At 65.3% G+C, this 24,336-nt stretch carries 25 protein-coding genes; 18 read left to right on the top strand and 7 right to left on the bottom strand.

Annotated elements, in window-relative coordinates; genetic code table 11:
- Positions 1-81: 81 nt before the first annotated feature.
- The 4 genes from ACFPU0_RS26895 to ACFPU0_RS26910 all read left to right on the top strand — a co-directional run bounded on the left by ACFPU0_RS26895 (position 82) and on the right by ACFPU0_RS26910 (position 4,404).
- Entirely contained in the window at positions 82-1,101 is a 1,020-nt protein-coding gene (locus tag ACFPU0_RS26895; RefSeq protein WP_377696343.1) for a Leu/Phe/Val dehydrogenase, read from the top strand.
- 92 nt (positions 1,102-1,193) lie between these two features.
- Positions 1,194-2,288 (top strand): pyruvate dehydrogenase (acetyl-transferring) E1 component subunit alpha, encoded by a 1,095-nt coding sequence (gene pdhA, locus ACFPU0_RS26900; protein WP_377696344.1) that lies wholly within the window; start codon positions 1,194-1,196, stop codon positions 2,286-2,288.
- Positions 2,281-3,282 carry an alpha-ketoacid dehydrogenase subunit beta gene (locus tag ACFPU0_RS26905; RefSeq protein WP_377696345.1) on the top strand — a complete coding sequence of 334 codons (1,002 nt, stop codon included), beginning with the start codon at positions 2,281-2,283 and terminating at the stop codon, positions 3,280-3,282. The genes pdhA and ACFPU0_RS26905 overlap by 8 nt, the downstream gene beginning before the upstream one ends.
- A gap of 15 nt (positions 3,283-3,297) precedes the next feature.
- A complete protein-coding gene (locus ACFPU0_RS26910) occupies positions 3,298-4,404 on the top strand; it encodes a dihydrolipoamide acetyltransferase family protein (protein WP_377696346.1) in 1,107 nt (368 codons plus the stop codon).
- Positions 4,405-4,512: 108 nt separating this feature from the next.
- Here ACFPU0_RS26910 and ACFPU0_RS26915 read toward each other — a convergent pair whose 3' ends face one another.
- The 3 genes from ACFPU0_RS26915 to ACFPU0_RS26925 form a co-directional block, all read right to left on the bottom strand.
- The gene (locus ACFPU0_RS26915) at positions 4,513-5,379 is read right to left on the bottom strand and encodes a DMT family transporter (RefSeq protein WP_377696347.1); all 867 of its coding nucleotides are present in this window, start codon (positions 5,377-5,379) and stop codon (positions 4,513-4,515) included.
- Positions 5,380-5,748: 369 nt separating this feature from the next.
- Positions 5,749-6,006 carry a YebG family protein gene (locus ACFPU0_RS26920; protein ID WP_151136672.1) on the bottom strand — a complete coding sequence of 86 codons (258 nt, stop codon included), beginning with the start codon at positions 6,004-6,006 and terminating at the stop codon, positions 5,749-5,751.
- A gap of 3 nt (positions 6,007-6,009) precedes the next feature.
- Complete coding sequence (locus ACFPU0_RS26925) at positions 6,010-6,381, bottom strand: hypothetical protein (protein WP_377696348.1); 372 nt, start codon at positions 6,379-6,381, stop codon at positions 6,010-6,012.
- A 193-nt stretch (positions 6,382-6,574) separates the two neighbouring features.
- Between ACFPU0_RS26925 and ACFPU0_RS26930 the strand changes: the two genes are divergently transcribed.
- Positions 6,575-7,066, top strand: a complete 492-nt coding sequence (locus ACFPU0_RS26930; protein WP_377696349.1) for a phosphate-starvation-inducible protein PsiE — start codon at positions 6,575-6,577, stop codon at positions 7,064-7,066.
- Positions 7,067-7,088: 22 nt separating this feature from the next.
- Here the strand turns inward: ACFPU0_RS26930 and ACFPU0_RS26935 are convergent, their stop codons facing one another.
- Positions 7,089-7,400 (bottom strand): DUF3509 domain-containing protein, encoded by a 312-nt coding sequence (locus ACFPU0_RS26935; protein ID WP_377696350.1) that lies wholly within the window; start codon positions 7,398-7,400, stop codon positions 7,089-7,091.
- 238 nt (positions 7,401-7,638) lie between these two features.
- Between ACFPU0_RS26935 and ACFPU0_RS26940 the strand changes: the two genes are divergently transcribed.
- The 6 genes from ACFPU0_RS26940 (at position 7,639) to ACFPU0_RS26965 (ending at position 12,420) form a co-directional block, all read left to right on the top strand.
- Positions 7,639-7,935, top strand: coding sequence for a DUF3649 domain-containing protein (locus tag ACFPU0_RS26940; protein WP_377696351.1), 297 nt, complete (start codon positions 7,639-7,641; stop codon positions 7,933-7,935).
- Positions 7,932-9,455 carry a PepSY-associated TM helix domain-containing protein gene (locus ACFPU0_RS26945; RefSeq protein WP_377696352.1) on the top strand — a complete coding sequence of 508 codons (1,524 nt, stop codon included), beginning with the start codon at positions 7,932-7,934 and terminating at the stop codon, positions 9,453-9,455. The genes ACFPU0_RS26940 and ACFPU0_RS26945 overlap by 4 nt, the downstream gene beginning before the upstream one ends.
- Positions 9,455-9,778, top strand: coding sequence for a DUF3325 domain-containing protein (locus tag ACFPU0_RS26950; protein WP_377696353.1), 324 nt, complete (start codon positions 9,455-9,457; stop codon positions 9,776-9,778). Before ACFPU0_RS26945 ends, ACFPU0_RS26950 begins: the two co-directional genes overlap by 1 nt.
- Positions 9,779-9,867: 89 nt before the next feature.
- On the top strand, positions 9,868-10,377 hold the full coding sequence (locus tag ACFPU0_RS26955; RefSeq protein ID WP_377696354.1) for a DUF3016 domain-containing protein: 510 nt from the start codon (positions 9,868-9,870) through the stop codon (positions 10,375-10,377).
- Positions 10,378-11,047: 670 nt separating this feature from the next.
- A complete protein-coding gene (locus tag ACFPU0_RS26960) occupies positions 11,048-11,455 on the top strand; it encodes a PA2779 family protein (RefSeq protein WP_377696355.1) in 408 nt (135 codons plus the stop codon).
- Entirely contained in the window at positions 11,455-12,420 is a 966-nt protein-coding gene (locus ACFPU0_RS26965; protein WP_377696356.1) for a PA2778 family cysteine peptidase, read from the top strand. The genes ACFPU0_RS26960 and ACFPU0_RS26965 overlap by 1 nt, the downstream gene beginning before the upstream one ends.
- A gap of 67 nt (positions 12,421-12,487) precedes the next feature.
- Here ACFPU0_RS26965 and ACFPU0_RS26970 read toward each other — a convergent pair whose 3' ends face one another.
- Entirely contained in the window at positions 12,488-13,246 is a 759-nt protein-coding gene (locus ACFPU0_RS26970; protein ID WP_377696357.1) for an SDR family oxidoreductase, read from the bottom strand.
- A 104-nt stretch (positions 13,247-13,350) separates the two neighbouring features.
- Here ACFPU0_RS26970 and ACFPU0_RS26975 point away from each other — a divergent pair, with 104 nt between their 5' ends.
- From ACFPU0_RS26975 to ACFPU0_RS27005, 7 genes are all read left to right on the top strand, one after another.
- A complete protein-coding gene (locus ACFPU0_RS26975) occupies positions 13,351-14,082 on the top strand; it encodes a HugZ family protein (protein ID WP_377696358.1) in 732 nt (243 codons plus the stop codon).
- A gap of 66 nt (positions 14,083-14,148) precedes the next feature.
- Complete coding sequence (locus ACFPU0_RS26980) at positions 14,149-14,601, top strand: FxsA family protein (RefSeq protein WP_377696359.1); 453 nt, start codon at positions 14,149-14,151, stop codon at positions 14,599-14,601.
- 196 nt (positions 14,602-14,797) lie between these two features.
- On the top strand, positions 14,798-15,091 hold the full coding sequence (locus ACFPU0_RS26985; RefSeq protein ID WP_003454482.1) for a co-chaperone GroES: 294 nt from the start codon (positions 14,798-14,800) through the stop codon (positions 15,089-15,091).
- Positions 15,092-15,139: 48 nt separating this feature from the next.
- A complete protein-coding gene (gene groL, locus ACFPU0_RS26990; protein WP_377696360.1) occupies positions 15,140-16,780 on the top strand; it encodes a chaperonin GroEL in 1,641 nt (546 codons plus the stop codon).
- Between the two features lie 209 nt (positions 16,781-16,989).
- Positions 16,990-17,673 carry a response regulator transcription factor gene (locus tag ACFPU0_RS26995; protein ID WP_377696361.1) on the top strand — a complete coding sequence of 228 codons (684 nt, stop codon included), beginning with the start codon at positions 16,990-16,992 and terminating at the stop codon, positions 17,671-17,673.
- Positions 17,663-18,952, top strand: coding sequence for a sensor histidine kinase (locus ACFPU0_RS27000; protein WP_377696362.1), 1,290 nt, complete (start codon positions 17,663-17,665; stop codon positions 18,950-18,952). Before ACFPU0_RS26995 ends, ACFPU0_RS27000 begins: the two co-directional genes overlap by 11 nt.
- 387 nt (positions 18,953-19,339) lie before the next feature.
- A complete protein-coding gene (locus ACFPU0_RS27005) occupies positions 19,340-19,564 on the top strand; it encodes a hypothetical protein (RefSeq protein ID WP_377696363.1) in 225 nt (74 codons plus the stop codon).
- A gap of 240 nt (positions 19,565-19,804) precedes the next feature.
- Here ACFPU0_RS27005 and ACFPU0_RS27010 read toward each other — a convergent pair whose 3' ends face one another.
- Both ACFPU0_RS27010 and ACFPU0_RS27015 read right to left on the bottom strand, forming a co-directional pair.
- Positions 19,805-22,858 (bottom strand): multidrug efflux RND transporter permease subunit, encoded by a 3,054-nt coding sequence (locus tag ACFPU0_RS27010; protein WP_377696364.1) that lies wholly within the window; start codon positions 22,856-22,858, stop codon positions 19,805-19,807.
- 23 nt (positions 22,859-22,881) lie between these two features.
- Positions 22,882-24,036 (bottom strand): efflux RND transporter periplasmic adaptor subunit, encoded by a 1,155-nt coding sequence (locus ACFPU0_RS27015; RefSeq protein ID WP_377696365.1) that lies wholly within the window; start codon positions 24,034-24,036, stop codon positions 22,882-22,884.
- Positions 24,037-24,336: the final 300 nt, after the last annotated feature.

Raw genomic sequence — 24,336 nt, forward strand, 5'->3', positions numbered from 1 at the left:
CCTTGGCTTATGTTCGGTTGCGAGGGGGCGCGTGCTGCAGTTCGGCCTATACTGGCCCTAAAGTCAGGAAGGGAGCCCGCCATGTTCGCCATGATGGAAACCGCCCGGCTGGAGGCGCTGCATCTCGCCAACGACCCCGCCACCGGACTCAAGGCCATCATCGCCATTCACAACACCCGTCTCGGCCCGGCCCTGGGGGGGTGTCGCTACCTCGCCTACCCCGATGATGAAAGTGCCATCCGCGATGCCATCCGCCTCGCCCAGGGCATGAGCTACAAGGCCGCCCTGGCCGGTCTCGACCAGGGTGGCGGCAAGGCGGTGATCATCCGTCCGGCCCATGTGGATAACCGCGCGGCGCTGTTCGAGGCCTTCGGGCGCATGATCGAGTCCCTGGGCGGCCGCTACATCACCGCGGTGGACAGCGGTACCTCCAGTGCCGACATGGACTGCATCGCCCAGCAGACCCGCCACGTCACCAGTACCACGGCCGCCGGCGATCCCTCGCCGCACACCGCCCTCGGGGTCTTCGCCGGAATCCGCGCCACCGCCCATGCGCGCCTCGGAAGCGACGACCTGGAAGGCCTGCGTGTCGCCGTCCAGGGCCTTGGCCATGTGGGCTACGCCCTGGCCGAGCAGCTCCACGCGGTGGGTGTGGAACTGCTGGTCAGCGATCTCGATGCCGGCCGCGTGCAGCTCGCCGTGGAACAGCTCGGCGCCCATCCGGTGGCCAGCGACGCGCTGCTCACCACACCCTGCGACATTCTCGCGCCCTGCGGCCTGGGCGGCGTGCTCAATTCCCAGACCGTCGGCCAGTTGCGCTGCGCGGCGGTGGCTGGTGCGGCCAACAACCAGCTCGCCAGCACCGATATCGCCGACGAGATGGAAGCGCGCGGCATCCTTTATGCGCCGGACTACGTGATCAATTCCGGCGGGCTCATCTACGTCGCCCTCAAACACAAGGGCGAGGGGTTGCCGGCGATCACCGCGCACCTGTCGCGGATCAGCCAGCGCCTCACGGAGATCTACGCGCACGCCCAGGCTGACAAACGATCCCCCGCACGGGTCGCCGACGCCCTGGCCGAGCGCCTGCTGTTCGGCTGAACGGCTGCCAACCAGCGGCCCGGCCAGCACATACCCGGAGTCACAAGCCCCGGGCCCTGTACAGGCACCCAAAAGGTGTGAGGAGTGATGCCATGTCCAATCGGATCGAACTGCCCTACACGCGTTTCCTCGACCCCGAGGGGCGGCTGGTCGGCGAGCTGCCGGCCTGGGCCGACGACTTCAACCTGCTTACCAAACTCTACCGGCGCATGGTGCTGACCCGCCTCTTCGACCAGAAGGCGGTGGCGCTGCAACGCACCGGCCGCATCGGCACCTATGCCCCGACCCTGGGCCAGGAGGCCATAGGTGTCGCCATCGGCAGCCTGATGCAGGCGGACGATGTGCTGGTCCCCTATTACCGCGACACCGCCGTGCAACTGATGCGCGGCGTGCGCATGGAGGAAATCCTCCTCTACTGGGGCGGCGACGAGCGCGGCAGCGACTTCCAGGACCCGCGTTCGAAGGAAGACTTCCCCATCTGCGTGCCCATCGCCACCCAGTCTTTGCATGCCTGCGGCGTCGCCACGGCGATCAAGATCCGCGGCCAGCACCGTGCAGTGATCACCACCTGCGGTGATGGCGCCACCAGCAAGGCCGATTTCCTCGAGGCGCTGAACGTGGCCGGCGCCTGGCAATTGCCGGTGGTCTTCGTGGTGAACAACAACCAGTGGGCGATCTCGGTGCCGCGGCGCATCCAGAGCGGCGCGCCGACCCTGGCGCAGAAGGCCATCGGCGCAGGCCTCCACGGCGAGCAGGTGGACGGCAACGACGTGCTGGCCGTCTACGACCGTGTGCAGTGGGCATTGGAACGTGCCCGCCACGGCAAGGGGCCGATCCTGCTGGAATGCATCAGTTACCGCCTGGGCGACCACACCACCGCTGACGACGCCACCCGCTACCGCAGCGCCGAGGAAGTCAAGGCGGCCTGGCAGGAAGAACCCATCAAGCGCATGCAGGCCTTTCTCGCCACCCACAAGGTCTGGGACGAAGGCCGCGAGCAGGCACTGATCGCCGACTGCCAGCGCCAGGTGCAGGCGGCTGTGGACAACTTCGAGAATGCCGGCATCCAGCCGGTGGAAGCGGTGTTCGACCACGTCTATGCGCGCTGGCCAGCGGCCCTCGGCGATCAGCGGGAAATGCTGATGGAGCGGGTCGCACGCCGCGAGCAGGGAGGTCGCCATGAGTAACCTCAACGCCACCACCGAGAAACGCGCGCTGCTGGAAGCCGTGAACCTGGCCCTGCACCGCGCCATGCAGGAAGACGAGAACGTCGTGGTCCTCGGCGAGGACGTCGGCGTCAACGGCGGCGTGTTCCGCGCCACCCTCGGCCTGCGCGAGCGCTTCGGCTTCAAGCGGGTGATCGACACGCCGCTGGCGGAAACCATGATCGCCGGCCTCGCCGTGGGCATGGCCGCCCAGGGCCTGAAACCGGTCATGGAAATCCAGTTCCTCGGCTTCATCTATGCCGCCATGGAGCACCTGGTGTCCCACGCCAGCCGCATCCGCTGCCGCACCCGCGGCCGGCTGACCTGTCCCATGGTGCTGCGCAGCCCCATGGGCGCCGGCATCCGCGCGCCGGAGCACCACAGCGAGAGCACCGAGGCGCTGTTCGCCCACATCCCCGGCCTGCGGGTGGTCATCCCCTCGTCCCCGGCACGGGCCTACGGCTTGCTGCTGGCGGCCATCGACGACCCGGACCCGGTGATCTTCCTCGAACCCACGCGGCTTTACCGGATGAATCCGCAGCCGATCATCGACGACGGCAAGCGCCTGCCGCTGGACAGCTGCTTCACCCTGCGCGAGGGCTCGGACATCACCCTCGTCAGCTGGGGCGCCAGCGTCCATGAGACCCTGCAGGCCGCCGCCAAGCTGGAGGAGCAGGGCGTCTCGGCCGAGGTGATAGACGTGGCCAGCATCAAGCCGCTGGACCTGGACACCCTGGAGGCCTCGGTGCGCAAGACCGGCCGCTGCGTGATAGTCCACGAGGCGCCGCGCAGCTGCGGGGTGGGCGCGGAAATCGCCGCCAGCCTCTACGAGCGCGTGCTGCTCGACCTGCAGGCGCCCATCCAGCGGGTCACCGCGCCGGACATTCCGCCGCCGCTGTATCGCCTGGAGCAGCTCTACATCCCCAGCCCGGAGGACATCCTCGCGGCCTGCGACCTGGTGCTGAACTACGCCTGAGACGAGGAGCGCACGATGAAATACTTCAAACTGCCCGACCTGGGCGAGGGCCTGCAGGAAGCCGAGATCGTCCAGTGGCACGTGAAGGTGGGGGACAGCGTCAAGGCCGACCAGCTACTGGTTTCGGTGGAAACCGCCAAGGCCCTGGTGGACATTCCGGCGCCCCACGACGGCGTGGTGGCCCGGACCTTCGGCAAGGAAGGCGACATCCTCCACGTCGGCGAACCGCTGCTCGGCTATGAAGGCGAAGACGCCGACGCCGGTACCGTGGTCGGCCGCCTGGAAGGTGGGGGCAATGCCCAGGCCGACAGTTTTTTCGTCGGTGCAGCGCCCTCCACTCGTGAGCACCTGGCGCCGCGCGCGACCCCGGCGGTGCGCCAGCTGGCGCGGCAGCTGGGCGTGGAACTGGCCGCCCTGGCGGGGACCGGCCCCGACGGCCTGGTGACCCGCGCCGATGTGGAGCAGGCCGCGCAAAGCGCTCGCGACAGCTTCGGTGGCGAGCGCCTGCGCGGGGTGCGCCGCAGCATGGCGATCAACATGGCGCGCTCCCATGCCGAGGTGGTGCCGGTGACTCTCTTCGGCGATGCCGACCTGCACCGCTGGCCGGAAGCCCGCGACCCGCTGGTCCGCCTCGGCAAGGCCATTGCCGTCGCCTGCGAGGCGGAGCCCATCCTCAACAGCTGGTTCGATGGTCGCGCGCTATCCATCCGCCAGCACGACAGGCTCGACCTCGGCATAGCCGTGGACACGCCGGATGGCCTCTTCGTGCCGGTGCTGCGCAATGTGGGCGGACGCAGTGCCGAGGACCTCAAGGAAGGCATGGCGCGATTGCGTGCCGATGTGAAGGCGCGCTCCATCCCGCCGCAGGAGATGATGGGCGCCACCATCACCCTGTCCAACTTCGGCACCCTGTTCGGCCGTTACGCCAACCCGGTGGTGGTGCCGCCGCAGGTGGCCATCATCGGCGCCGGCGGCATTCGCGATGAAGTGGTGGCCTGGCAGGGCAAGGTGGAGATCCACCCGGTGCTGCCGCTGTCCCTGACCTTCGACCACCGCGCCGTCACCGGCGGCGAGGCGGCGCGCTTCCTCAAGGCGTTGGTGGAAGCGCTGGAGATGCCCTGACACGCTTGTGGTTCTGCACTTCCTTGTGGGGGCGAATTCATCTGCCGGGGCTGCTGCGCAGCCCTCAGCGAATGAATTCGCCCCCACAGGTTCATTGCAGCCTGCTTGTCACGTGCTCCGTCCAGCCACCCCGAACACCAGCACCAGGCCGGCCAGTATCCCGCCCATCCCGGCCATGCCCAGGGGCGCCAGGACGTTGCCGAGGAACAGGTAGTCCATGGCCGCCGTCACCACCGGCACCAGGTAGAACAGGCTGGTGACGTTCACCAGGTTGCCCGCCTGCATCAGCCGGTAGAGCAGTAGCTGCGCCAGCACGGAGATCACCAGCGCCAGCCACAACAGGGGGATGGCGAAGTCCAGGGTCGCCTCGAAGTGGAAGGGCTTGTAGGGCACCAGCAGCAGGCAGGCCAGCAGGCTGGCGCCATATTGCAGGGGCAGTAGTTGCAGGGGGGATTGCTTGAGGCCCTTCTGCAGGATGGCGCCGAAGGTCATGCTGCCCAGGGAGGCCAAGCCATAGACCAGCCCCAGCGTGGAGGCCTGCGCCTGGCCGATGCTCTGCCACACCAGCAGCACCAGCCCGCCAAGGGCGATCGCGAGGCCCAGGAGGCGTGCCAGGGGAAAGCGCCGTTCCATCACCAGCAGGGTGAGGATGGGCTGCACCCCGAGCAGTGCGGCGAGCACGCCAGGGGTGAGGCCGTGATCCAGCGCCAGCAGGTAGCAGATGGTGTAGCCGCCGATCAGCAGCAGGCCGATGCCCGCTACCTTCAGCCGGCTACCGCGTTCCGGCAGCCCCTGGCGGCGCCATCGGCAGACCAGCAATAGCGCGCCGCAGGCCAGGGCGAAGCGCAGGGTGAGGAAGGCGAAGGGCGAGGCATGGTCCAGGCCCAGGCGGGCGAAGATCGCGCCGCTGCTCCAGAGCAGCACGAAGAGCGAAGTCGAGGCAAGCGAGCCCCAGACGGATTTGTCCAACGTCATGAATGTTCACCTGTCAGTGAGCGGCAACAGGCTCCGGTGCGCGCGAACGCCGACCGATCGAGGTCAGGGCCGGAGCGGTATCAGCGGCTGGGGATCAGCCGAGCAGCGCGTACGGGGGCGGCGGCGGAAAGCCGGCCCGCACGGCAGGCGGCGGTGCGACAGGTGGGGACATCGGCGACCGGCAGGCGCGAACGCGTGCACCGAGGGGATCGGTGGTCATCGCGGAATGGGCGCTTGCGCTGGGCATCATGGGATTCGCCGGAGGTGAAGGCCCCCGAAGTGGGGACTCGGCGAAACTAGACCTTCCCGGTCCGGGCGTCAATCGGGAAAAAGAAACCCTCCCCACGAACGGGGGAGGGCAGGGGAAAATCATTCGCCCGGCAGCTCCAGCTCGGCCAGGGCGTCGGGCTGGTTCTTGAAGGCGCGGGCGAAGGTGTCGCGGTGTTTGGCCATGAAGATGCCGATGTCCTCCACCTGCTGCTCGCTCAGGGACGGCACCGCCTTCTGCAGGACTTCGGCCAGGGACTCGGCCAGTTCGAGCATCTTGTCGTAACGGTCGGCTTCGGCCTTATCCATGAACAGGCGCTCCGGATCGCGGCTGCTGCGATACACCACTTCGACGGCCATTCATCACCCCTCACCTTCATTGGTTGTAAAATACTGGATACGCATACAGTATTCGGAATGATGGCAAATGGAAATAGCTTCCAGGATATTTCCTTCTGCCAACCGTCCGCAGCGATCGCTGCGGATCGGCCCGTATTCCCCTGGAACCCAAGCATAGCCCTTGCCTTCGCTGTGCACGTGGCCGAGGCCGGGGAACGGCAGGTGGGCGCTGGAGACCCACAGCCTGTCCTTGGCGGCAGCGGCGAATACCTGCTTGCGACTGGCGATGGCCCTGGTGTTGTCCACGTCGAACTCGATGGCCACATCCGGGTTGGCGAACCGGGCGGCGATGGGGGTGGCGAGCAAGGCGTGGCGCGGGTGAATCGGGCGGATCATGACGAAGCTCCTTTTCGGGATGAACGGCGTTTATGCGGGCTGTAGCTCGGCCTTGTCCAGTACGCAGCCTTTCGCCGGCAAGGGCTGCGACAACCTGCCTCGTGGCGCGGGAGAGGTGGCGGCCCCCATCCTGCATAACCCCACTGTCACTTTCCCCCGTCACCATCCGGGCGTCGTCGCAAGGAGCTGTATCGTGAAAATCAACTGGGCTGAACAATTGCGCGAAAACGTACATGGCCTGGCCGAGTCGCTGGGAAACCTGCTGGTGGAGAGCTTCCACTACCTGGCGCTGTTCGCCATTGGCGGAATCACCGCCTGGGCTGCGGTGGTGGCCTTCCTCGGGATGGTGGAGAAGGGGCATATCACAGTCGATGACATCCTCCTGTTGTTCATCTACCTCGAGCTGGGCGCCATGGTCGGCATCTACTTCAAGACCAACCACATGCCGGTGCGCTTCCTGATCTACGTGGCGATCACCGCGCTGACGCGCCTGCTGATCTCCGACGTTTCGCACCACCATCGCCCGGACCTGGGTGCGGTGTTCGTTTCCGGCGCCATCCTGCTGCTGGCCCTGGCCATACTGGTGGTGCGCTATGCCTCTTCGCGTTTCCCGTCCGTGCAAACGGATGCCCCGCCGCGCCGGCGGAGCCTCGGTCGTCAAGTCGAGGCGGAAGAGGAAGCCTGAGCCCGTGCACGGATAGCGTGCATCAGATGCGCGCTATCTGTGCGGCGTTGACCCGTCCCGCGCGTACCGGCGCCACATGGCCGCCGGTCATGCTGGTGAGCAACTCGCCCACCTTGTTGCCGCTCTCGATGGCGATGCCCAGGCGAATGCTCTCGATCACCCGCTGGAGGCGTACCGGGTCGTTGCGCTGGGCCGCGCTGATCATGCGCCGCGCCACCACGCCGCTTTCGTTGGCCAGGGTCAGCATGATGTTGCCGCCTTGGCTTTCAAGGCTGAGGTTGACCCGGTATTCGGCCTGGAAAGCTTCGGTAAGGATCTGGAAGGGGTTGTACATGGCCTGTCACCTGGTTGATCGAGCGATGTGTCGATGGACGTCAGGAGAACTGCAAAGTTCGAACCGCAATGACCAGCGGCCATGCCTTGTCCGACCGGATGTCGCGGATAGCCTGGATAAGGTCGCTCCGGCACAGTCGATATAAAATCTCAGTTGCAATTCGGATTCCAATGTAAATAATTCTCAAGTCTTTTTCCGGGGGATCCAGCCAGGGTCGCCCCTCGATGAAGGTACCAACTTGAGCAAAGCCACTACCCCCATGCGCTGGAGCCTGACCGCACGGGTGCTGGCGGCGATAATCGGCGGATATGCGCTGGCCTATGCGGCCACGGCTTTCCTGTCCGTCCATTTGCCGCTGATGCGCAGTGACCGGGTGGTTTTCGCCAGCCTGGCCAGTTTCGCCGTCTATACCACCGCCATCATCTATGCCTTTGGCGCCCGTTCGGCCGGACGCGCCTGGCTGATGCTGGCCGGACTGGCCGCCGTGCTGGCCATGGCGGCCTGCCTGCCCGGCGATTTCGGAGTCCGCCCATGAACCTGCGCCAATCCATGGCGGGGCTGCATACCTGGGGCGGACTGCTGCCGTCCTGGCTGCTCTTCGTGATCTTCTTCGCCGGCAGCATCGCCTGCTTCGACAAGGAGCTGGAACGCTGGATGCGCCCGGACTTGCACGAGCCCACCGGCCACAGTCTGACCCTCGACCTGGTGCGTGCCGCCCTGCTGGCCAGGGCGCCGGATGCCCATGCCATCTGGATCCGTCCGCCGAGCGAGCGCGAGCCCTTCTACTGGGCCGGCTACGAGCCCGCCGACGAGAGCGGCTTCGTGCGCTTCGCCCTCGACCCGGCCAGCGGCGAACCCATGCCGGAAACCGTCGGCGGGCTGTTCTTCTTCACCCTGCACTACGACCTCAACGCCGGCACCATCGGCATGTATATCGTCGCCGTCGCCGCCATGTTCATGCTCGTGGCGCTGGTCAGCGGCATCATCATCCACCGGCGCATCTTCAAGGACTTCTTCACCCTGCGTGCGGATGCCAACGGCCAGCGCGCCTGGCTCGATGCCCACAACCTGTTCGGCGTGGTGGGGCTGCCGTTCCACCTGGTCATCGCCTACACCGGCCTGGCGATCTTCATGAGCTTCTACATGCCCGCCGGTATCCAGCTGGCCTACAAGGGCAATGCCGAGGCCTTCTTCAACGACACCATGGGTGCCTACCACCGTGAGGAGGTGAAGCGTCCGGCGCCGCCGGCGGTATCCCTCGACGGCCTGCTGGCGGACGCCCATCGCCGCTGGGGCGGCGACGAGACCGGCTGGATCAGCGTGCACCATCCGGGAGACGCCGCCGCGGTGGTGGATATCCGCCGCTATGACCGCTCACGGATAGTCGACTTCCAGTGGACCCTGTCCTACGACGCCGTCAGCGGGGAGCTGCTCCACGAGCAGAAGCCCTACAGCCCCGGCTACGCCAGCTACGCCTGGCTGACCAATCTGCACATGGCGCAGTTCGGCGGGCAGGCCGTCCGCGCCCTCTACCTGCTGCTCGGCCTGATGGGCTGCGCCATGCTGGTGGCCGGCCTGCAGGTCTGGCTGCGCAAGCGCGAGTCTCGCGGTGGCCACGGTATCGGTCTGGTGCGTGCGCTGAACGGTGCGGTGGTCGGTGGCCTGCCCATCGCCAGCCTGGGCCTGCTCTATGGCAATCGCCTGCTGCCGGCCGGCATGGCCGAGCGTGCCGCCACGGAGACCTGGATATTCGTCGGCACCTGGTTGCTGGTAGCGGTATGGGCGATCCTGCGCCGCAACAGCGGCAAGGTCGCCCGCGATATGCTGCTGGCCGTGGCCGTGCTGGGCCTCGGCCTGCCGCTGCTCAATGCGCTGGTCACTCCCGAGGGCAGCCTGCTGGCGACCCTGGGCCGGAGCGACTGGGACATGGCCGGCATCGACCTCGTCCTGCTCGCTTGCGGTGCCCTCTGTGGTGTCCTGGCCTGGCGCCGTTCGCAGCCCCAGGTGGAAAAGGCGCAACGGGTTCGTCGTCGACTGGCGAAGGAGAGCGCCTGATGCTGGTCCTGAGTTTCGCCTTCTGCTACCTGGCCATGACCGGCCTGGCGCTGGCCATGTCGCGCCAGCACAAGCTGGTCTTCGATGGTGCTCCCGGTGCGGCCCGCAGCCGCTCGCTGCGAGTCGGCGCGGTGCTGGCGATGGTGGGCGCGCTCATTCTGGCCCGGGAGGAACTGGGCGGGGAAATCGGCGGCGTGATCTGGCTCTGCCAACTGATGCTCGCCGGCCTCCTGCTGGCCGTCCTGTTGGCCTGGAAGACCCGCTGGGTCCTGCCCCTGGTGGCCCTGCTGCCCCTGGGCGGCGGCGCGTTGGCGCTGTTCTGAGCCGCTCGACTGGTGCTGCTTCCCGTTCGCAACGACGGGCGTACACTGATTCTGGCGGTGAGCCCCGCATCACCGTGAGGAGGTGTTCCATGCGACCCACGCTGCCCCTCATCGTGCTGGCCGTGCTGATCCTTTCCCCGGCCGCGCTGGCATCCACAACCGAGGTCAGCTTCACCCATCCGGAGAAGTACAGTGACGCACGCCTGTATCGCGACTACGGCCGCGGTGCGGATGACTTCGTGCTGAAGGACCTCAAGGCCCATATCGAGAAGCTGGGCAAGCGCTACCTGCAGCCCGGGCAGACCCTTAAGGTGGACATCCTCGACATCGACCTGGCCGGCCGGTACGAGCCCTGGCGGGTGAACTACCAGGATGTGCGCTTCATGCGCGAGGTGACCTGGCCGCGGATCAAACTGCACTACAGCCTGGAGCAGGACGGCAAGACCCTGGTCAGCCGCGACGCCACGGTGATCGACCAGACCTACCTGCAGCACGGCAACTCCTACTTCAGCAACGACAGCCTGCGCTACGAGAAGACCATGCTGGACGACTGGTTCCGCTGGAATATCGGTCCGAAGGACAAGACGGTGTCCTATTGAGTGGGATTGCAGGGCGGGGAAGAGGGAAGCGACAGGCAAGCTCGTGGCCCATTTCGCGAATGAATTCGCACACAGAAGGCTTCATAGGATGGGTTGAGCGAAGCGATACCCATGCGGGGCGGACCTGCGGCCCGCTTGGCGAATGAATTCGCCCCTACAGGGAAGGCATAGGGGCCGGGGGAGAGGGAAGCGACAGGCAAGCTCGTGGCCCATTTCGTGAATGAATTCGCACACAGAAGGCTTCGTAGGATGGGTTGAGCGAAGCGATACCCATGCGGGGCGGACCTGCGGCCCGCTTGGCGAATGAATTCGCCCCTACAGGAAAGGCATAGGGGCCGGGGGAGAGGGAAGTACCAGGCCGGCTCGGTGCCGGCCCATTTCGCGAATGAACTCGCTCCTCCAGAAGCGACCCCTAGCTCAGAACTCCACGCTGTCGCTCAGGCTGTGGGGCCGGCCACGGCCGTGGTAGTCGAACAGCTCGGCGCTGCAGACAGCCCGGGCGACGGCGTTGGAACCGGAGGAAAGTGGGAATGTTTCGCAATTTTATTTGCCCGCCGGATTTCAGCAATAATCTGAATAACGTGAAGAAATCCACAGCTTGCGCGTCAGCTGACTGGAACCCTAAAAACCGACGTGTGGTCAATTGCTAACAAATCCTGGAGAAACAACCATGCTTTCGCGTCCCTGCAATCGCCGCCTGGCGTCCTTCCTGATTGCCAGCCAGTTCGTCTTCCTCGCCCAGATGCCCATGGCCCAGGCAGCCATGATCGGCACGCCGCAGGCCATGCAGGAACAACAACAGCCGCAACACCAGCCGGTCGACCAGGCCCAGTTGCGCGCCATGCTCGATGACAGGCAGGTGCAGCAGAAGCTCGAATCCCTCGGGGTGCCGCGCGAGCAGGTGGAGGCGCGTATCGCCAGCCTGACGCCGGCCGAGCTGCAGCAGTTCAACCAGCGCCTGGAGCAGGAGCCGGCGGGGGGCTGGGTGGGCATCATCGTGCTGTTCCTGGTGATCTTCATCATCACCGACATGCTCTGCGCCACTGACATCTTCAGCTTCATCAAGTGCATCAACTGATGCGCGCCTGGCTGGTCGCTCTGGTCCTGATCCTGTCCGGCTGCGCGGGGCAGCAACCGCTGCTGTCCCCGCAGAGCGACCGTCTTCCTGCGCGCGTGGAGCTGGTCCAGACGCCCTTCTACCCCCAGGAGATCTACCAGTGCGGCCCCGCCGCGCTGGCGACCGTGCTGGTGCAGCGTGGCGTGAAGACCTCACCCGAGGCGCTGGAACCCAAGGTCTACCTGCCGGCGCGGCAGGGCAGCCTGAAGCTGGAACTGGTGGCTGCAGCACGCCAGCACGGCATGCTGGTGTATCCGCTGGAACAGAACCTGGACGCGCTGCTGGCCCAGGTGGCGGCCGGCAATCCGGTACTGGTGATGCAGAACCTCGGCCTGGACTGGTTGCCGCGCTGGCATTTCGCGGTGGTCGTGGGCTTCGACCGGACGAGGGGGAAGCTGGTACTGCGCTCGGGCACCACCAAGCGTTGGGTCACCGATCTGCGCAGCTTCGACCGCACCTGGCAGCGGGCCGAGCGCTGGGCCGTGGTGACCGTGCCGGCGGATCGCCTGCCTGCCGACGCGCGCCTGGAAGCCTGGCTCAAGGCGGCCAGCGACCTGGAGGAAACCGCCCAGCGACCGGTGGCGGAGCGCGCCTATCGCACCGCAGCGGAGCACTGGCCGGATGAGCCCTTGCCGCTCTTCGCCCTGGCCAATGCGCGCTATGCCGACGGCGACCGCGACGGTGCCGAGCGGGCGTTGCGGGAAAGCCTGAAGCGCAAGCCGGACTATGCCCTGGGCTGGTTCAACCTGTCCGAGGTGCTCAACGAGAAGGGCTGCACGGCCCAGGCCGGCCAGGCTCGCGCCTGTGCCCGGCAGCTGGCGCCCGACGATTCGCGCCTGGCGGTGCCGCTGGGCGCCGCGGCCACCGGCAAGGGCCAGTGCAAGGCATTGCCGGTGTGTGGGGAGGGGGCGGTGGATCGCGATTGAAATCGCTCCCACAAATGGCTGAAACGAAAAAGCCCCGCGATGCGGGGCTTTTTCATGGTGCCGAGCCTTACATGCGCAGGCCGCCATCCAGCTCCAGGACACGACCGGTGAAGTAGTCGTTCTCCAGGATGTAGGCCACCGAGTGGGCGATTTCCAGAGGCTTGCCCAGGCGCTTGAGCGGGATGCCGGAGGTCATCTTTTCCAGGGCTTCCGGTTTCATGCTGGCGACCATATCGGTCTCGATGAAGCCCGGCGCCACGCCGGCCACGCGAATGCCGTAGCGTGCCAGTTCCTTGGCCCAGACCACGGTGTCGGCAGCGACGCCGGCCTTGGCCGCGGAGTAGTTGGCCTGGCCCATGTTGCCGGCGCGGGAGATGGAGGAGATGTTGACGATCGCGCCTTCGTTCTGCAGTTCGATCATCTTGGCCGCGACTTCGCGGGTGCAGAGGAAGACACCGGTCAGGTTGACGTCGATCACCGCCTGCCACTGGGCCAGGCTCATCTTGGTCATTTCGCCGTCCTTGACCTTGATGGTCAGGCCGTCGCGCAGGATACCTGCGTTGTTCACCAGGCCGTTGATGGCGCCGAAGTCCTCGGCCACCTGGGCGACCATGTGGGTCACCTGCTCCTCAACGGCGACGTTGCAGAGGTAGGCACGGGCGTCGCCACCGGCAGCCTTGCAGGCGGCCACGGCCTCATCGAGTTTCTCCTGGTTCAGGTCCACCAGGGCCAGTTTCGCGCCCTTGGCCGCCAGATACTCACCCATGGCGCGGCCGAGGCCCTGGCAGCCACCGGTAATGATGATGACCTTGTCTTTGAGTTGCATGTGAATCCCCTCGAATATGCTTCGCTTTGCCCCCGCTGGCGCCGTTTAACCGTTATTCTGGGCGCTCGTCCGTTTTCGACGGATTCTCTGCGAGGAGTCATATGGTGAGCGTGAAAGCCGCAAAGCATGCACGAGAATTGCTGCTCAAGGAATACCGCGGGGTGCTGTCCACCCATTCCAAGGCCATGCCGGGCTTTCCTTTCGGATCAGTGGTGCCCTATTGCCTGGATCCAGAGGGCCGCCCGCTGATCCTGATCAGCCGTATCGCCCAGCACACCCACAACCTGCAGAAGGACGCGAAATGCTCGTTGCTGGTGGGCGAGCGCGGCGCCGAGGACGTCCAGGCCGCCGGGCGCCTGACCCTGCTGGCCGAGGCGCGGCAGATCAGCGACGAAGCCGAGGTGGACGCTGCCGCCACCCGCTACTACCGATACTTTCCCCAGGCCGTGGACTACCACCGCACCCACGATTTCGACTTCTGGCGTCTGGAACCGGTGCGCGCCCGCTTCATTGGCGGCTTCGGCGCCATCCACTGGGTGGACCGACTGGTGCTGGCCAACGCCTTCGCCGGAGAGGCGGAAATCAGCATGCTGGAGCACATGAACAGCGACCACGCCAACGCCATCGCGCATTACGTGGATCTGGCCGGGTTGCCGAAAGAGCCGGCGGCGGAAATGGTCGGGATCGACACTGAAGGTTTTCACCTACGTATTGGTCAGACGCTTCACTGGCTTCCGTTCCCAACATCCTGTAACAACCCAGGCGCTGTACGTCAGGCCCTGGTACAGCTGGCTCGCGCCGAATCCTGGCCGACCGGCGGAACGGTCGAGGCTTGAATTGGCGGGAGGGTGGCTTCATGTAGTGGGGTATCGGAAGCTGTTCTTCCTCCAAGGAACCCCCTGATGCGCGCTTTTCTCTTTCTGTTCCTGCTCTTTCCGCTGATCGAGCTGGCTGTCCTCATCCAGGTCGGCAGCGTGATCGGTGTCCTGCCCACGCTGTTGCTGGTGGTGGGCACCGCGGTCCTCGGCAGCGTGCTGTTGCGGGTCGCGGGCGTCGCCACCGCCTGGCGCGCCCGTGAGCGACTGGCCCGTGGCGAGGTGCCCGAGCAGGAAATGCTCGAAGGCCTGCTGATCGCCGTCGGCGGCGGCCTGCTGCTGCTGCCGGGTTTCATCAGCGATATCTTCGGCCTGCTCTGCCTGATTCCCTTCACCCGCCGGATGATGATCCGCAGCCTGCGCCAGCGCCTGGAAATCCAGGCCCAGCGCCAGCGCGCCTTCGCCGACGACCTGGCCGCGCGCAGCGGTCAGGCCCGGCCGCATGTGATCGAAGGCGAATACGAGCGCCGCGACCGCTAAAGCTGCAATTTTTTTGTAGGGGGCCCTTGAAATACTCCCGGGCGCCCCTATGTATCGGTCACCGAAAGGTTTCCTGCCCAACGGCAGGTCAAATTCCTGCGGCGTGCCTGACGCGCCGCAACCGGCCCCGCCGGACATTAGCAACCCACCGGTGCGCGCACCGGTCGAAAGACAACACTATTGGGAGAGATCGACAATGAAGCTTCGTCCTCTGCATGACCGCGTCGTCATCCGTCGCAGCGAAGAAGAGACCAAAACCGCTGGTGGCATCGTGCTGCCGGGCTCGGCCGCCGAGAAGCCGAACCGTGGCGAAGTCGTCGCTGTCGGCACCGGTCGCCTGCTGGACAACGGCGAAGTGCGTCCGCTGGCCGTCAAGGTCGGTGACCAGGTGGTGTTCGGCCCGTACTCCGGCAGCAACACCATCAAGGTCGATGGCGAAGAGCTGCTGGTGATGGGCGAGAACGAAATCCTCGCCGTCGTCGAAGCCTGAGCTCCGCGAATCTCCGTCTAAACACAAAAGAATTGAGGATCAATCAACATGGCTGCTAAAGAAGTCAAATTTGGCGATTCCGCTCGCAAGAAAATGCTGGTCGGCGTGAACGTACTGGCCGACGCCGTCAAGGCCACCCTCGGCCCGAAAGGCCGTAACGTGGTTCTGGACAAGAGCTTCGGCGCTCCGACCATCACCAAGGATGGCGTTTCCGTCGCCAAGGAAATCGAGCTGAAAGACAAGTTCGAAAACATGGGCGCCCAACTGGTGAAAGACGTTGCCTCCAAGGCCAACGACGCCGCCGGTGACGGCACCACCACCGCTACCGTCCTGGCCCAGGCCATCGTCAACGAAGGCCTGAAGGCCGTTGCCGCCGGCATGAACCCGATGGACCTCAAGCGCGGCATCGACAAGGCCACCGTCGCCATCGTTGCCCAGCTCAAAGAGCTGGCCAAGCCCTGCGCCGACACCAAGGCCATCGCCCAGGTAGGCACCATCTCCGCCAACTCCGATGAGTCCATCGGCGAGATCATTGCCGAAGCCATGGAAAAAGTCGGCAAGGAAGGCGTGATCACCGTTGAAGAAGGCTCGGGCCTGGAGAACGAGCTGTCCGTCGTGGAAGGCATGCAGTTCGACCGCGGCTACCTGTCCCCCTACTTCATCAACAAGCCGGACACCATGGTCGCCGAGCTGGAAAGCCCGCTGATCCTGCTGGTCGACAAGAAGATCTCCAACATCCGCGAAATGCTGCCGGTGCTGGAAGCCGTCGCCAAAGCCGGCCGCCCGCTGCTGATCGTCGCCGAAGACGTGGAAGGCGAAGCCCTGGCCACCCTGGTGGTGAACAACATGCGTGGCATCGTCAAGGTCGCGGCCGTCAAGGCTCCGGGCTTCGGCGACCGCCGCAAGGCCATGCTGCAGGACATCGCCATCCTGACCGGCGGCACCGTGATTTCCGAAGAAGTCGGCCTCTCCCTGGAAAGCGCTGCCCTGGAGCACCTGGGTAACGCCAAGCGCGTCGTGCTGAGCAAGGAAAACACCACCATCATCGACGGCGCTGGCGCCCAGGTTGACATCGAAGCCCGCGTTGCCCAGATCCGCAAGCAGGTCGAGGAAACCACCTCCGACTACGACAAGGAGAAACTGCAAGAGCGTCTGGCCAAGCTGGCCGGCGGTGTTGCCGTGATCAAGGTCGGTGCGGCTACCGAAGTCGAGATGAAAGAGAAGAAGGCCCGTGTTGAAGACGCCCTGCACGCTACCCGTGCCGCCGTCGAAGAAGGCGTGGTTCCTGGCGGTGGCGTGGCCCTGGTACGTGCCCTGCAGGCCATCGAAGGCCTGAAAGGCGACAACGACGACCAGAACGTCGGTATCGCCCTGCTGCGTCGCGCTGTAGAAGCCCCGCTGCGCCAGATCGTGGCCAACGCCGGCGACGAGCCGAGCGTAGTGGTCGACAAGGTCAAGCAAGGTTCCGGCAACTTCGGCTTCAACGCCGCCACCGGCGTATACGGCGACATGATCGAGATGGGCATCCTGGACCCGGCCAAGGTCACCCGTTCCGCTCTGCAAGCCGCTGCCTCCATCGGCGGCCTGATGGTCACCACCGAGGCCATGGTTGCCGAAGCGGCTGACGACAAGCCTGCTCCGGCCATGCCTGACATGGGCGGCATGGGCGGTATGGGCGGCATGATGTAAGCCACCCGGCCATCCGAAGCCCCGCCCCGTGCGGGGCTTCTTCATTTAAGGGGCCGAAAAGAGCGCTGAAGGCTAGAGGCTGGACGAAAAGCGGGGACTGGGACTCGGCGCGGAGACAGGGGAACACTCGTTCAGCGTTCAGCCTTCATCGCTTTTCCGCCGTATCATCGAAGCCTGCCATCCAAGGATCGATACAAGGAGTGGAGGCGATGCGGATCCTGCTAGTCGAAGACAACCGCGACATCCTGGCCAACATGGCCGACTTCCTCGAGCTCAAGGGCTATGCCGTCGACTGCGCGCAGGACGGCCTGTCCGGCCTGCACCTGGCCAGCAATGAGCATTACGACCTGATCGTGCTCGATATCATGTTGCCGGGGCTGGACGGCTACAACCTGTGCCGTCGCCTGCGCGAGGAGGCCCGCCGCGATACCCCGGTGATCATGCTCACCGCCCGCGATGCCCTGGACGACCGCCTGCAGGGTTTCAAGTCCGGCGCCGACGATTACCTGCTCAAGCCCTTCGCCCTGTCCGAGCTGGCGGCGCGCATCGAGGCCGTGCTGCGCCGCTCCCAGGGTGGCGGCAAGCGCGCCCTGCAGGTGGCGGATCTCAGCTATGACCTGGATACCCTCGAAGTCAGCCGCGCCGGCAAGTCGCTCAAGCTCAACCCCATCGGCCTCAAGCTGCTCGCCGTGCTGATGCAGAAGAGCCCGCACCTGGTGCGCCGCGAGGCGCTGGAAGAAGCCCTCTGGGGCGACGATTGTCCTGACAGCGACAGCCTGCGCAGCCATATCCACCAACTGCGCCAGGTGATTGACAAGCCCTTCGGCAAGCCGCTGCTGCACACCCTGCACGGGCTGGGCTACCGCCTGGCGGAGTCCGCCGATGGAGTTTAGGCAGAGCCTGGCGCGGCGGATCCTCATCGCCTTCGTGCTGATGACCAGCCTGGTGGGGGGAACCTTCGCGGTGGGCATCATCGAGGTGGTGCACCTGATCGAGGAGCAACTGATCTCCCGCGACCTGAACAACGAACTCAACCGGGTGCTGAGCGAGAATCTCGCCAAGGGCCGTTCGCCGAGCCTGGACAGCGACACCCGCTTCTACAGCAGCGCGGGCCCTGCGCCCCACTTCATTCCGGAAAACCTGGGGCTTCTGGAGCCGGGTTTCCACGAGGTCTTCGAGGGCGAGAACTCCTACCATGCCCTGGTGCGCGAGACCGATGGCCGCCGCTACATCATGCTGCAGGACCAGAGCGACTTCGAGGCTCGCGAGCAGGTGCTCTACCGGGTGGTGATGGTCGGCTTCGGCCTCAGCGTGCTGCTGGCACTGCTGCTGGGCTGGTTGCTTGCGCGCAAGGTGATCGAGCCGGTGGTGCGCCTGGCCGGCCAGGTGCGCCATCGCGACCAGCTGCTGGGCATGGCGCCGCCGTTGGCGCCGGACTATGCCGCTGACGAAGTGGGCCAGTTGGCCCAGGCCTTCGACGACACCCTGGGCCGCCTGCATGAGGTGCTCAACCGCGAGCGGCTGTTCACCAGCGACGTCAGCCATGAATTGCGCACGCCGCTGATGGTGCTGGCCAGCTCCTGCGAGCTGCTGGTGGAAAACCCCAGCCTCGACGAGCGGGCGCGCAACCAGGTACAGCGGATCGCCCGCGCTACCGAGGAAATGCGTGACCTGGTGCAGACCTTCCTGATGCTGGCGCGTTCCCAGCGTGACGCGGCCGGACTGGCGCCGCTGGCCAGTCTCAATAGCGTCGCCGACGACCTGGCCAGCCAGTGGCGCGAGCCCATCGAGCACAAGGGCCTGCGATTCGAGTACCAGTCCGGCCCGCTGCAGGACGAACGTTACAACGCCTCCTTCCTGCGCTCGGTACTGGGCAACCTGCTGCGCAATGCACTGCACTACACCGACAACGGCAGCATTCGCCTGGTGCTCAAGGATCGAGGGTTCGTGGTGGAGGATAGTGGTGTCGGCATTCCCGAAGCGGACCGCGAGGCCATGTTCCAGCCCTTTGTCCGCGGCCCCGCGCGGCGTGGCGACGGCCTGGGACTGGGGCTCTCGCTGGTGCAGCGGATCTGCGACAACCAGGGCTGGACCGTCAGGCTGAGCGCGGTGGAACCCACCGGTTGCCGCTTCGAAGTGGACTTGATGGGGCGGCCCGACCTCGCGCCTTGACGCTTTTTTCACTTTCCTTTGACCAGTCTTCGACCAGGGCCTGAGTACCCTGGGACCGTCCTTGTGGGAGAGCCGGTTCGCGCCGATCGAGCTGCTCGAGGCGAACTGGTCCGTAGCGGCGGGACAGGTACCTCTTCCTGCAACAATTGGCCGCTACCCTCACGGCCTTCGCCGGGATGTACTGGTGTCCTGCGCAAGGCAGCCGCGAGTGCCCGCGAGAGGCCCGACCGGACCACCCCAGGGCCGGGACCGACCGTCGAGTGGTCAAGCGCCGGGGGGCGGCCTGTGGCAGTTTAGGCGCCATTCGTCACCGGATGAGGCGGACTGAAGGTTACTGGACTAGGGTTATGAAGCAGCGTTTGGCAGCGCTATCAAGGGGTTGCGATCATGAAGTTAGAAGTCACGCGAGCTTTGTTCCTCGCCGGCGCCTTGGGAGTGGCCTCATTGGCGGTGGCTGCCTGGCATGAACCTTCGCCTTCAGTAGTCAGCGTCAATGGGCTGGGCTACTGCCCCTTGCCGCCTAATGCGCGGCTCAAGGAGCAGGTCAGGCCTGACCACAATCTGCTGCTTTTCATGTTCGGCCTGTCCCAGGGACTGCGCGGCCAGGAATAAGCACAGGATTCACAGGAAACCCCGCGAGAGCGGGGTTTTTTGTTGGGCGATCATCGTAGGGCGTATATCGCCTTTCATCTCCACCTGGGGTGCTCGGATGAAGGACGGTTGGTGGACCGGTGAAGCGTGGTCCACCCTACGGAAAGGAAGCCCGTAGCCCGGATAGAATCCGGGGAGTAGTAGTGTGCGCCGCAAAAACCAAGCCCCGCGATCGCGGGGCTTGGTTCATCACACCTGGGTTCAATGGCTGGCCGCCACCTGCCCGCTCGGCTGCAGGTCCTGCTTCGCCAGCAACGTATAGATGCAAGGCAGGACGAAGAGGGTGAACAGCGTGCCGATGGACATGCCGGTGGCGATCACCAGGCCGATGTCGAAGCGGCTCACTGCCCCGGCACCGGCGGCGATGATCAGCGGCACCATGCCGAACACCATGGCCGCGGTGGTCATCAGTACCGGGCGCAGGCGGATGGCGGCGGCTTCCTCCACCGCCTCGCGGGGGGGCAGGCCTTTCTCCCGGCGCAGCTGGTTGGCGAACTCCACGATGAGGATACCGTGCTTGCTGATCAGGCCGATCAGGGTTACCAGGCCCACCTGGGTGTAGATGTTCATGCTCGACCAGCCCAGGAACAGCGGGATCAGCGCACCGCAGATGGACAGCGGCACGGTCACCAGGATCACCAGCGGGTCGCGGAAGCTTTCGAACTGCGCCGCCAGCACCAGGAAGATGATCGCCAGGGCCAGGCCGAAGGTGACATAGAGCGCGCTGCCTTCCTGCACGAACTGGCGCGAGGCGCCGGCGTGGTCGAAGGCGTAGCCGCGCGGGGCTTCCTCGCGGGCGATCCGGGTCACTGTATCGATGGCCTCGCCCATGCTCACCATGGGCACGCCTTCGATGATCGCCGAGTTCAGCTGCTGGAACTGCTTGAGGCGGGTCGGCCGGGCGCTGTCATGCACGCTGATCAGGGTGGACAGGGGGACCATGGCGCCGCTTTCGCTCTTCACGTAGTAGTTGCTCAGCCAGCCCGGATTGTCGCGGTAGGCGCGTTCCACCTGGGCGATCACCTTGTAGCTGCGACCGTCGATGGTGAAGCGGTTGATCTCGCCTTCGCCCAGCAGGATGGCCAGGGTGGAGCCCAGGTCCTCCATGGACACGCCCATCTGTGCGGCCTTGGCGCGGTCGATATCCACCACCACTTCCGGCTTGTCGAAGGCCAGGTCGACGTTGAGGAAGGCGAACTTGCCGGACTCCATGGCGCGGGCCTTGATGCGCTCGGCCACCTGCAGCAGCGACTCGTAGTCGTTGGGGGTGTTGACCACGAACTGGAAGGGCAGGCCTTCACCCGTGCCCGGCAGCGACGGCAGGTTGAAGCCGAATATCTGCAGGCCGGGGATCTGGTTGAGCCGGCCCTGGACGTCTTGGAGCAACTCCATCTGCGTGCGTTCGCGCTCGCTCCAGGGCTTGAGCAGGAAGCCGCCGATGCCGGACTGCACGCCGTCGAAGCCGTTGATCTGGAACGACGAGTAGTACTCGGGGAAGGACTTGAAGATCTCCACGAACTGCTGGGTATAGCTGTTCAGGTAGTCCAGGTTGGTCGGCTGCGGCGCCTTGGACATGATGAAGACGATGCCCTGGTCCTCGTCCGGGGCCAGTTCGCTCTTGGTGAACTTCAGCAGCACCGGGATCAGGCACAGCACGATCACCGCGAACACCACCACCACCGGGCGGGTGTTCAGGGTGCCGTGCAGGGCGTGCTGGTAGCGCTGCTTGAGGCGCTCGAAGATAACGTCCAGGCGGTGCGCCAGGCCCGAGGGGTTCTCGTCGTGGCGCAGCAGCTTGGAGCACATCATCGGCGACAGGGTCAGGGCGACGATGCCGGAGATGATCACCGCGCCGGCCAGGGTCAGGGCGAACTCGCGGAACAGCGCGCCGGTCAGGCCCTCGAGGAAGCCGATGGGGGCATAGACCGCTGCCAGGGTGATCGTCATGGAGACCACCGGCACGGCGATTTCGCGGGCTCCCTCGATGGCCGCGTCGAAGGGCGTCTTGCCCTCTTCGATATGCCGGTGGATGTTCTCCACCACCACGATGGCGTCGTCCACCACCAGGCCGATGGCGAGCACCATGGCGAGCAGCGTCAGCAGGTTGATGGAGTAGCCCATCAGCTGCATGAAGAAGAGCACGCCGATCATCGACAGCGGGATGGTGATCACCGGGATCAGCACCGAGCGGAAGGCGCCGAGGAACAGGAAGACCACCACTATCACGATCAGCACCGCCTCGCCGAGGGTCTTCACCACTTCGTCGATGGAGGCCTGGATGAAGCGGGTGGCGTCATAGGCGATGGACACCTTGAGGTTCGGCGGCAGTTGGTCTTCCAGCTCCGGCATGATGGCGCGCACGTGCTTGATCACGTCCAGCGGGTTGGCGCTGGGAGTGCCCTTGATGCCGATGTAGACCGAGGGAATGCCGTCGAAGGAGCTGATGGAGTCGTAGTTCTCCGCGCCCATTTCCACCCGTGCGATGTCCCGCACCAGCACGCGGCTGTCGCCGACGGTCTTCACCGGGATGGCGCCGAAGGCCTCGGGGGATTTGAGGTCGGTGGTGGCATTGATGCTGGTGACCACGTACTGGCCCTTCACCTCGCCGGCGGCGGAGAGGAAGTTGTACTTGCGCACGGCATCGTTGACGTCGTTGGCGGTAATGCCATAGGCGGCCATCCGCACCGGGTCCAGCCACAGGCGCATGGCGAAGACCTGGTTGCCGAGGATTTCCGCCTCGGCCATGCCGGGCAGGGTGGCCAGCTTGGGCTGGATCACCCGGGACAGGTAGTCGGTGATCTGCGGGTTGGACAACTCGTCGCTGTAGAAGCTGATGTACATCAGCGCGGTCGAGTCCGCCGCTTCCTTGGACAGCACCGGGTCTTCGGCGTCCTGGGGCAACTGGTTCTTCACCTCGTTGGCCTTGGCCAGCAGCTCGGTGAAGAGACGGTCCGAGTTGGCGCCGATGCGCGCATAGATCTGGATGACCGACATGTTCTGCTGGCTCGACGAGGTCATGTAGTCGATGCCTTCGGCACTGGCCAGGCTCTGCTGCAGCGGCTGGGTGATGTAGCCCTGGATGGTCTCGGCGTTGGCGCCCGGGTAGGCGGTGGTCACCGTGATCAGGGCGTTTTCCATCTGTGGGTACTGGCGGATCACTAGCTTGCTGAAGGCCTGCATGCCCAGCAGCACGATCAGCAGGCTGACCACGGTCGCCAGTACCGGGCGACGGATGAAGGGATCTGTGAAAGCCATGTTCCGTTCCTTCGCTCCAGCGCTTATTGCTGGATGCGGGCCTGGTTGTCCATTTTGCCGGTCATCGTCTGGTCGGGCACGACGGCGACGTGGGAGCCGTTATCCAGCTTGAGCTGGCCGGAGGTCACCACCTGCTCGCCGGCCTGCAGCCCCTTGAGGATCACCACCTGGCCGTCGCGGCGCTCGCCGGTCTCGACGAAGCGGCGCTCCACCACCAGCTGGGGCTTGCCGTCCTGGCCTTTCTCCGGCTGGCCTTCGGCGTTCTTCTTCTCCTCGATCACGTAGACCGAGTTGCCGTAGAGGGTGTAGGTGATGGCGCTTTCCGGCACCACCACGCGCTCCTGGTCACCCGGCAGCAGCACTTCGAGATTGGCGAACATGCCCGGCAGCAGCTTGCCGTCGGGGTTCTGCAGCATGGCGCGGACCTGCAGGTTGCGGGTGGTTTCCTCGACCTTCGGGTTGAGCGCGGCGATGTCGCCTTCGAAGAATTCGCCGGGGAAGGCGGCCACGCTGATGCGCACCTTCTGGCCGACGGCCAGCAGCGGGGCGGCCTGCTCGGGCAGGAAGAAGTCGACGAACAGGGTGTTCAGGTCCTGCAGGGTGGCGATGGTGGTGCCGGAGGAGAGGAAGTCGCCCACGTCCACCTGGCGGATGCCGATGGTGCCGGAGAAGGGCGCGACGATGCGCTTCTTGGCCAGCAGTGCCTTGAGCTGGGCGACCTTGCCGCTGGCGGCCTGGAGCTCCGAGGACAGGCGGTCGAACTCGCTCTTGGAGATGTTCTGCCGGCTGACCAGGCTGCGACCGCGCTGGAACTCGACCTGGGCCAAGGCCAGTTCGGCTTCGGCGGTGGCCAGGCTGGCGCTCTCGACGTCGCTGTCCATCTGGATCAGCGGCTGGCCTTGCTTGATCTTTTCACCGGAGAGGAACAGCACGTCCTGCACGGTGCCGCTGGCTTCCACGGTGAGGTCGACGCCCTGGAAGGCCTTCAGCGAACCGATGGCGGGCAGGCGGCTCTGCCAGGGAACTTGCACGGACTCGGCGGCGGAGACGCTGATGGGAGGCTGGGGCGCAGAAAACTGCTGGACCTGTTGATAGATCGAGAGGCCCTTGTAGGCGGCGAGGGCGAGCACCACGAGGGCAACCACCCCCAGCATGATGAGCATGCGGCGGAGCAACATATTCCGGTTCCTTGGCTGGGAAAAAGAGGCCTGGGAATAGGCGAGGCAAGCACCTTAGTACCAGACTTAGACCAAGTCAAAGACAAGAAATTGCAGAACGTTGCTTGCAGGGGAATAGACGGTTATGAGGGTGGGTGATCGCTGAAGATCGCGTCAGATCGATACAAGTCAATTGATGGCTGTTTGGTATTTCCTGATCAATGGGCCAGGAGCGGGCGCATACCCCTGTGCGGTTGTCATCAGGCATGGAGTCGCGCCGTCGGCAGGGTGAGGACCTGGCCGCGCTGGTGGACAGAAAAG

The organism is Pseudomonas sp. GCM10022186, from assembly GCF_042656385.1.
GTDB lineage: Bacteria > Pseudomonadota > Gammaproteobacteria > Pseudomonadales > Pseudomonadaceae > Metapseudomonas.

Coding starts and splice junctions, on each gene's coding strand:
- ACFPU0_RS26935 (WP_377696350.1), bottom strand. CDS start 7,400: ATGTACAACCCCTTCCAGATCCTTACCGAAGCTTTCCAGGCCGAATAC.
- ACFPU0_RS26920 (WP_151136672.1), bottom strand. CDS start 6,006: ATGGCCGTCGAAGTGGTGTATCGCAGCAGCCGCGATCCGGAGCGCCTG.
- ACFPU0_RS26925 (WP_377696348.1), bottom strand. CDS start 6,381: ATGATCCGCCCGATTCACCCGCGCCACGCCTTGCTCGCCACCCCCATC.
- ACFPU0_RS26985 (WP_003454482.1), top strand. CDS start 14,798: ATGAAGCTTCGTCCTCTGCATGACCGCGTCGTCATCCGTCGCAGCGAA.
- groL (WP_377696360.1), top strand. CDS start 15,140: ATGGCTGCTAAAGAAGTCAAATTTGGCGATTCCGCTCGCAAGAAAATG.
- ACFPU0_RS27015 (WP_377696365.1), bottom strand. CDS start 24,036: ATGTTGCTCCGCCGCATGCTCATCATGCTGGGGGTGGTTGCCCTCGTG.
- ACFPU0_RS26915 (WP_377696347.1), bottom strand. CDS start 5,379: ATGACGTTGGACAAATCCGTCTGGGGCTCGCTTGCCTCGACTTCGCTC.
- ACFPU0_RS27000 (WP_377696362.1), top strand. CDS start 17,663: ATGGAGTTTAGGCAGAGCCTGGCGCGGCGGATCCTCATCGCCTTCGTG.
- ACFPU0_RS26945 (WP_377696352.1), top strand. CDS start 7,932: ATGAACCTGCGCCAATCCATGGCGGGGCTGCATACCTGGGGCGGACTG.
- ACFPU0_RS27010 (WP_377696364.1), bottom strand. CDS start 22,858: ATGGCTTTCACAGATCCCTTCATCCGTCGCCCGGTACTGGCGACCGTG.
- ACFPU0_RS26905 (WP_377696345.1), top strand. CDS start 2,281: ATGAGTAACCTCAACGCCACCACCGAGAAACGCGCGCTGCTGGAAGCC.
- pdhA (WP_377696344.1), top strand. CDS start 1,194: ATGTCCAATCGGATCGAACTGCCCTACACGCGTTTCCTCGACCCCGAG.
- ACFPU0_RS26895 (WP_377696343.1), top strand. CDS start 82: ATGTTCGCCATGATGGAAACCGCCCGGCTGGAGGCGCTGCATCTCGCC.
- ACFPU0_RS26970 (WP_377696357.1), bottom strand. CDS start 13,246: ATGCAACTCAAAGACAAGGTCATCATCATTACCGGTGGCTGCCAGGGC.
- ACFPU0_RS26995 (WP_377696361.1), top strand. CDS start 16,990: ATGCGGATCCTGCTAGTCGAAGACAACCGCGACATCCTGGCCAACATG.
- ACFPU0_RS27005 (WP_377696363.1), top strand. CDS start 19,340: ATGAAGTTAGAAGTCACGCGAGCTTTGTTCCTCGCCGGCGCCTTGGGA.
- ACFPU0_RS26910 (WP_377696346.1), top strand. CDS start 3,298: ATGAAATACTTCAAACTGCCCGACCTGGGCGAGGGCCTGCAGGAAGCC.
- ACFPU0_RS26955 (WP_377696354.1), top strand. CDS start 9,868: ATGCGACCCACGCTGCCCCTCATCGTGCTGGCCGTGCTGATCCTTTCC.
- ACFPU0_RS26965 (WP_377696356.1), top strand. CDS start 11,455: ATGCGCGCCTGGCTGGTCGCTCTGGTCCTGATCCTGTCCGGCTGCGCG.
- ACFPU0_RS26950 (WP_377696353.1), top strand. CDS start 9,455: ATGCTGGTCCTGAGTTTCGCCTTCTGCTACCTGGCCATGACCGGCCTG.
- ACFPU0_RS26960 (WP_377696355.1), top strand. CDS start 11,048: ATGCTTTCGCGTCCCTGCAATCGCCGCCTGGCGTCCTTCCTGATTGCC.
- ACFPU0_RS26980 (WP_377696359.1), top strand. CDS start 14,149: ATGCGCGCTTTTCTCTTTCTGTTCCTGCTCTTTCCGCTGATCGAGCTG.